The following is a 203-nucleotide window of genomic DNA, read 5'->3' on the forward strand; positions in this document are numbered from 1 at the left end:
CAGGACCGCCGGACCCTGGTCGACGAGCCCGTCTCCGGCGACCCGGTGGCCGCGGACCCGCAGGTGCTGGAGCGCCTGCTGACCCGGCTGAGCGGCTGGTCCGCCGACGGCTGACGTGCGCACCCGGCCCGTCCTCGTCGTGCTCTACGACGGCGTCCGGCTGCTCGACGTCTCGGGCCCGCTGGAAGTCTTCGCCGAGGCCA

Annotated in this window: 1 pseudogene; it reads left to right on the plus strand. The window is 75.4% G+C overall.

The features are described 5' to 3' along the window. A pseudogene (locus tag G3I65_RS57775) lies at positions 1-114 on the plus strand (ATP-binding protein); the annotation flags it as partial. Positions 115-203 lie beyond the last annotated feature (89 nt).

Source organism: Amycolatopsis sp. SID8362 (assembly GCF_010550475.1).
In the GTDB taxonomy this organism is placed as follows: Bacteria; Actinomycetota; Actinomycetes; order Mycobacteriales; family Pseudonocardiaceae; genus Amycolatopsis; species Amycolatopsis eburnea.